Below are 5,620 nucleotides of genomic sequence, written 5' to 3'. Positions count from 1 at the left end.
AGGTGCAGCGCTTCTTTGTCCAGGCATTACAACTCGATGACTTCACCCTCCAGTTGGAGGGCGCAGAGCCTGATTCTATGGAGGCATGAGACCGTCACTATGGCGAATTTCAACTCCGAAACGTGAGTTATCTGTCTTGAGTCGCTGCGTTTTTTCACGTCGAGTCGCGCAGCGGCCTGCAGTCAGTCATGAGGGCGGGGCGCGTGCTTCCTTTTTCGTGGGCGCGCATAGCACGCGATGGGAAGGCTGATGCGTAGCCAGAGTCCACCGAGCGGCGAGGGGGCCGCGCTGATGCTGCCGCCGTGCGCCTCGACGATGTTCTTGGCGATCGCCAGGCCGAGCCCGGCGCCTCCCGTATGTCTGCTCCGCGATGCCTCGACACGGTAGAGTCGATCGAACAGCCTGGGAAGCCCCTCGGCTGGAACCCCTGGTGGCGTGTCCTGGAAGTCGATGACGACCTCGCTGGCCCTCTGGCTCAGCGTGATGAGGAGCGCGCCGCCGGTATCCGTGTATTGCAGGCTGTTGTTGATGAGGTTGCGGAAGAGCTGCGACAGACGCTGTGCGTCGGCGTGGAGCGGCACGGGCTCTGGAAGCGTCGATTCGAAGGTCAGCCGGAGTCCGGCGTCTTCGAAGGGGCGACGGAAGGCGTCGATATCGGAACCGAGGATATCCGCGATGTCCGTCTCTTCCATGCGATATCCGAGGGCGCCCAGGTCGGAGGTCGAGAGTTCGTAGAGGTCGTCGACCAGGCGCCCGAGCCGCATGACATCGCTGTGCAGGGTATCCAGGTTATTGCGATCGAAGGGCCGCATGCCATCTTGCAAGGCCTCGATCTCGGCCCGCAGCAAGGCGATGGGCGTGCGAAGCTCGTGCGAGATGTCAGCCGCCCAGTGCCGGCGGGCGCGCTCGTTCTTCTCTAGAGCGGCGGCGAGCGCGTTGATGTCACGCCCCAATCGAGCCATTTCATCGCCGCCGTAGGCTGGGACGCGGGCGCTGAAGTCGCCGGCTGCAAGCCGTCGGGCAGTGTCCTGAAAGCCGCGCACCGGTCGCACCAGCCGCACGGAGAGCGGGTAGGCGAGGGCGGCGGACAGGAGCAGGGTGGCCAGGGCGATGACCCAGAGCCGGTCGCCTTGCGTGGCGCGGAAGCGCAGCTCCGCGGACTCGGGGATGGGGGCGCCTGGCAGCACGGCGAGCTCTCCGATCGTCTCGTCGTCCAGTTCGAGGGGGTAGCGGCGCGCATCGGCGATCAAGGTCTCGCGTCCATAGAGCACCTTGCCGTTCGCGTCCAGTAGCATCAGCCGCAATTCCAGTGGGGCAGGGCGCTCGCGCTGGCGCAGATGGTCCAATGCCTCGCGCGGCGGCCAGACGCCCGGCTCCGGGCGGGCCTGTCGCATCCAGGGGGGGCGGCGGTCGAGCCTGTCTGGCTCGGGTCCGATCTCAAACAGCGGCTCTCTTCGGCCGATCAAGGCGCTGACCCAGAGGCTCGGGTTCTCGACGAGCGGCGCCCAGGAGAGCTCGCGGCGATAGACGTCGACGAGCCGATCGGCAATGCGGTTGATGCGGTCCTGCTCGCGCGCGTCGGCCAACTCCACCAGTCCGCGCTGGAAGGACCACTGAACGACCGCGTGGGAGCCGATGAGCACCACGATGCAGGCAAGAAGAATCGTCAGGAAAAGCTTGGAATGAATCGACAGCCGCATGCGCGGATGATCCCCAGCGAGCTTGCAAGAAAGATGGACTGGCGCCCCCTTCGCGCGAGCCTGTTCGGGTGGATTCGACACTGTTCGGTGCGCGCTCGTTCTGGTCTTCTTCTGTCGATCGGGGTTAGCCTTGCCGGGGCTCGCGGAGCCGCACGGTGACAAGCTGCTGTTCGAGAAATACAATCCCCTGATTCCTGTAGGCGAATTTTGCCTGTGGCGAGCCCACCGAGCCGATACACCATGTCCTGCTCGCCTGCGTTCTCGAACCCTGATCGCGTTCGTCGGCGCGAGGCGCGCCGGGCTTCATCCCTGATCCGATTTTAGAGAGGAATTGCGCGTGAAGTTTGCGGCGAAAAGAACCTGGCCCGAGAAGGTTTCGTCCTGGGAGCACGAAGGCGAGGCCGAAACCATCGATGCTTTCGCAATGGAGTTTGCAACCATCGAGCAGTTGGCGGCCGACAGCGAGTTTGTCGTGATGGCGAAAGAGGGGGGGGCTCCGAGCACTCAGTTCTTCAAGGTGACAGGGGTCGCGCCTTATACGCTCGGCTCGGCAGAGCCGAGGTCCGCCAGTTCGGCGGCGAGCGCGCCCGAGGTCGCCGCCGATGATCCTGAGATGGAGGCGCAGCCCGTTGCAATGCCGAATCTCAGTCCGGTGATCTCCATGTTTTTTTACATGGGCAAAGTGGCTGTGATCGCGACCTTGGGCATCGCGCTCATGGCGGTCGTGATCACTTATTTGAAGAACTGGCTCGGCTGACGTCCGGCCTTGTCGTTATCGAGCAGTCGCCGGTCATCGCGACTGCTCTGCATGGAGCGGGACGCCTGTGTACGCGCTTCGTGATCGAAAGGTTGCCCAGTCGGCCTGGAGGTCGGGCGCGAGTTGCGCTAGATCAATGGATGTCCATGTGCCGGTCTTGATGGTGGGGCGACGTCTTCCGCGCGCTGCCGCGAATCTGGCTCTACCGCCCTGTGCGGCCGCGCCATACCTGGGTTTCGATGTGGAAACGACCTCATGTAAAACCGACTTGACATCTTCCTGTGTCAAGCTAAGATGACACCCAGGATCTCAGATGGGTCCTACGGTTTCAAAGCCCCACGAGTTGGGCATGGCGTACATCTGGCGGCAAACTGCCGAGTGCTCCACCGCCAGCGTGCAAATGGCGACATTACCTATCTAGAGTATGGAGGCCGACAATGGCTGATATGAAAAGTCTCTCGGGCCTGACCGAGCAGCAAGCAAAAGAATTCCACGAGCAGTTCAAAGTGACCTACACCGCGTTCGTCGGTCTGGCCGCTCTGGCTCATCTGTTCGTCATCGCAGCGAACCCTTGGTGGTAACGGGAGATATTTGACATGACAATCGAGTTCATGGGCTATAAGCCAATCGAAAACGACTATAAATTCTGGCTGGTCGTCAATCCTGCTACCTGGCTGATCCCGACCTTCATGGCGCTTATCGTGCTGGCTCTGGCGGTCCACGTTTTTGCGTTCTCGCTGGAAGGTCAGGGTTGGCACGCGCCTGCTCCGGCTGCTGTCGAGGCTGCGCCGGCTGAGGCTGCTGCTAGCTGAATTCGTGTCGTCGTGGCAGACGCTGCCGCGATGGAACAACTGCCGACTGTATATACAGTGGCAATTCATTGATCCCCTTGGGAGATTTACCAATGGCCGAGCAATCCTTGTCGGGTCTGACCGAGCAACAAGCAAAAGAATTCCACGAGCAGTTCAAAGTGACCTACACCGCGTTCGTCGGTCTGGCCGCTCTGGCTCACCTGTTCGTCATTGCTGCCAATCCTTGGTGGTAATCCAGTTTTAGCTCTCGACTTACTCTTAAGAGGTCAATACCATGAGCGACGTTGCAAAACCAAAAAATCCTGAAGACGATTGGAAGATCTGGCTGGTCGTCAATCCTGCTACTTGGCTGATGCCTTGGCTGTTTGCCGTGCTGGTTATCGCAATCGCCGTGCACTGGGTCGTGTTTGCAGTTGGTCTTGGCTGGCACGCTTGATCGTGTAGCGAAGATGCGCGGTGGCCTCTGGCCGCTGCTCGTAGCTGGACGCACTCGGTGCGTCCAGCTACGTTTTGATATTCTGCGCTTTTTCTTTCTCTATCCGCTTATCTGGTGTCCGCCTCCTCGCTGTTCTTGATCATCCTTTCCGGGGATTGAGCGGCAGATCTTGACGCTACCCTTGGCGTTTCCCTCTCGGCGGTTCTTGCTGCGCGACGTCTCTCGAATTGGCCTTGCTTCGCCTCCGGGTGGGGAGTGCTGTTCTAGGCTGTCGAAATCCCCCGTGAATCGGAGCTAGAAATTTCCTGCTTTTTGGCTTGATTGTCAGCGAAGAAGGCTTGGCGTTTCTTGCGCATCGTGTAGGGGATATTCTCCTGTTCCCAAGCGACGAGATCGCCGTGACGTGCCTGATCGAGGGCCTTTAAGATGGTTGCCGCGTCCGGATTACCGCAGAGTGCAGGGATCAACAGCACCGTGCGGTTCATATCCGTCTGAGGGCTGCGCTCGAGGATATGCTTGAAGTTGCCGAACAGTGATTCGACGATGTCGCTGCTGACCACGAGCGGCAGCGACGTGAGTCGGCTGTGGATCTCGAGGTGGCGGCTCAGCCATGCCTCAAGGCGTTGTCTCACCGCGGAGCTGGCAGGCAAGCGTTGCGCGAGTTGGCTGCACTGCGCGTAAGTGCGGCGGTCAAGGCCATTGTTTTTCAACCTCTCCATGACCTGGGAGACCGTGACAGCGGTCGCGGCAAAGGTTTCGACAAATGCCCGCAACGCGAGAAAGCCCGGCAATGCCGCGCGCAATTTCGCCAATGGGCTTCCCTTTTTCGCGCGGCCTTTGACGGCCAGCACGCCGAGCATTTTCTCCCCCCACCGAGCGAGCTTGCCGAGACTGAGAAAGCGCCCCTTGCTGCGCAGTTTTGGCGGGATGAGGAAGGCCAGTTCGGTTTGCCGCAAGGCTTTTGCCGCCTTGGCCGCCAGGGTGGTGAAGCGCTGATAGTCGCGCGTCTGCTCGAACTGTGCCTTGAGCGCTGCGGCCATGACATGGCCGATATCTTCGATCACGGGCACGAGGAGATGCGCATGCTCCATCCACAATCGGACGCCTTTTTGCAGCGTGAAGTCACAATCTTTGATGATGGCTGCCGGTGCGCCCGAGCGCTGGAAGATCACGCCCAGATGCCGCGCAACCGTTTCACCGTTGACGGTTTCGGCGATGGTCAGGCCAATGCACTGACAATCCTCGAGTTGAATCGCCGCCCCCCGTTGCGACAACGCCGCCAGCGGGACTCTCAGGACCACCAAGACTTTCTTTGTGCCGATGTCGATGGAGTGATCGATGATGGCGACCCAGGGCGCGTCGATGGGCGCCACCTGCTTGAGCAGGCCCAGACCGACCCGCAAGGTCCAGTTGATCCCCGAGGTAAAATGCGGAACCCAGCCGATGCCAAACAGCGCATGACTGCGAAACAGCTCCAGGATGCGTGGAACGCTGCGAAAGGACACCACCGCTTGCAACACCAGCAACACGCACAACAGGCGGACTTGGTGCGCTTCGGCGAGGTCAACAACCTCCGTGGCTACGGGGATCCGAGCGTTTTTTTTTCGTCCTCCGCTTGTTCCAAGGCACTGATGTCTGCCTTGAGTTGTGCAATCTTCAGCTGATAACGTCGTTGCGTTTTGCGATGTTCGCGGATGGCATCGGCGCGTTGCACGGCCTTGCGTTTCCAGTCATCACGACTCTGGAGGATCTTCGAGCGCTGAGGCATGGGCTGATACGGACTCACAGAAGCGTTAATACCTCGGAATTTTTATCAAGCTTGCGCGGCTCGTTCCAGTATTTTTCTAATGTCCATTGGCATCCGAAAGCCGGGGACGCGTGAAGCGGCCGAAAACAGCTAATTTCGACAGGCTAG

The 5,620-nt window shown here is 60.3% G+C and carries 8 protein-coding genes; 5 read left to right on the top strand and 3 right to left on the bottom strand.

Annotation, left to right across the window (positions count from 1 at the left end):
• Positions 1–182: 182 nt before the first annotated feature.
• Positions 183–1,700, bottom strand: coding sequence for an ATP-binding protein (locus CKO23_RS23990; protein ID WP_200335913.1), 1,518 nt, complete (start codon positions 1,698–1,700; stop codon positions 183–185).
• A 337-nt stretch (positions 1,701–2,037) separates the two neighbouring features.
• On the opposite strand from CKO23_RS23990, the gene CKO23_RS23985 reads away from it, so the two are divergent.
• From CKO23_RS23985 to pufA (CKO23_RS23965), 5 genes are all read left to right on the top strand, one after another.
• Entirely contained in the window at positions 2,038–2,457 is a 420-nt protein-coding gene (locus tag CKO23_RS23985; RefSeq protein WP_200335911.1) for a hypothetical protein, read from the top strand.
• Positions 2,458–2,894: 437 nt separating this feature from the next.
• The gene (pufB, locus tag CKO23_RS23980; protein ID WP_007042216.1) at positions 2,895–3,038 is read left to right on the top strand and encodes a light-harvesting antenna LH1, beta subunit; all 144 of its coding nucleotides are present in this window, start codon (positions 2,895–2,897) and stop codon (positions 3,036–3,038) included.
• A 15-nt stretch (positions 3,039–3,053) separates the two neighbouring features.
• Complete coding sequence (gene pufA / locus CKO23_RS23975; RefSeq protein ID WP_200335909.1) at positions 3,054–3,269, top strand: light-harvesting antenna LH1, alpha subunit; 216 nt, start codon at positions 3,054–3,056, stop codon at positions 3,267–3,269.
• A 92-nt stretch (positions 3,270–3,361) separates the two neighbouring features.
• Positions 3,362–3,502, top strand: coding sequence for a light-harvesting antenna LH1, beta subunit (gene pufB / locus CKO23_RS23970; protein WP_012971756.1), 141 nt, complete (start codon positions 3,362–3,364; stop codon positions 3,500–3,502).
• 41 nt (positions 3,503–3,543) lie between these two features.
• Entirely contained in the window at positions 3,544–3,705 is a 162-nt protein-coding gene (gene pufA / locus CKO23_RS23965) for a light-harvesting antenna LH1, alpha subunit (protein ID WP_200335907.1), read from the top strand.
• A 263-nt stretch (positions 3,706–3,968) separates the two neighbouring features.
• Here the strand turns inward: pufA (CKO23_RS23965) and CKO23_RS23960 are convergent, their stop codons facing one another.
• Both CKO23_RS23960 and CKO23_RS23955 read right to left on the bottom strand, forming a co-directional pair.
• Positions 3,969–5,234: a hypothetical protein gene (locus CKO23_RS23960; protein ID WP_200335905.1), complete on the bottom strand. Its 1,266-nt coding sequence runs from the start codon at positions 5,232–5,234 to the stop codon at positions 3,969–3,971.
• Positions 5,235–5,284: 50 nt separating this feature from the next.
• A complete protein-coding gene (locus tag CKO23_RS23955) occupies positions 5,285–5,473 on the bottom strand; it encodes a hypothetical protein (protein WP_200335903.1) in 189 nt (62 codons plus the stop codon).
• Between the last annotated feature and the right edge of the window lie 147 nt (positions 5,474–5,620).

Source organism: Thiocystis violacea, from assembly GCF_016583565.1.
Lineage (GTDB): Bacteria > Pseudomonadota > Gammaproteobacteria > Chromatiales > Chromatiaceae > Thiorhodococcus > Thiorhodococcus violaceus_A.
Note: the sequence above shows the minus strand (reverse complement) of the source record. Positions and strands in the feature narration are given on the sequence as shown.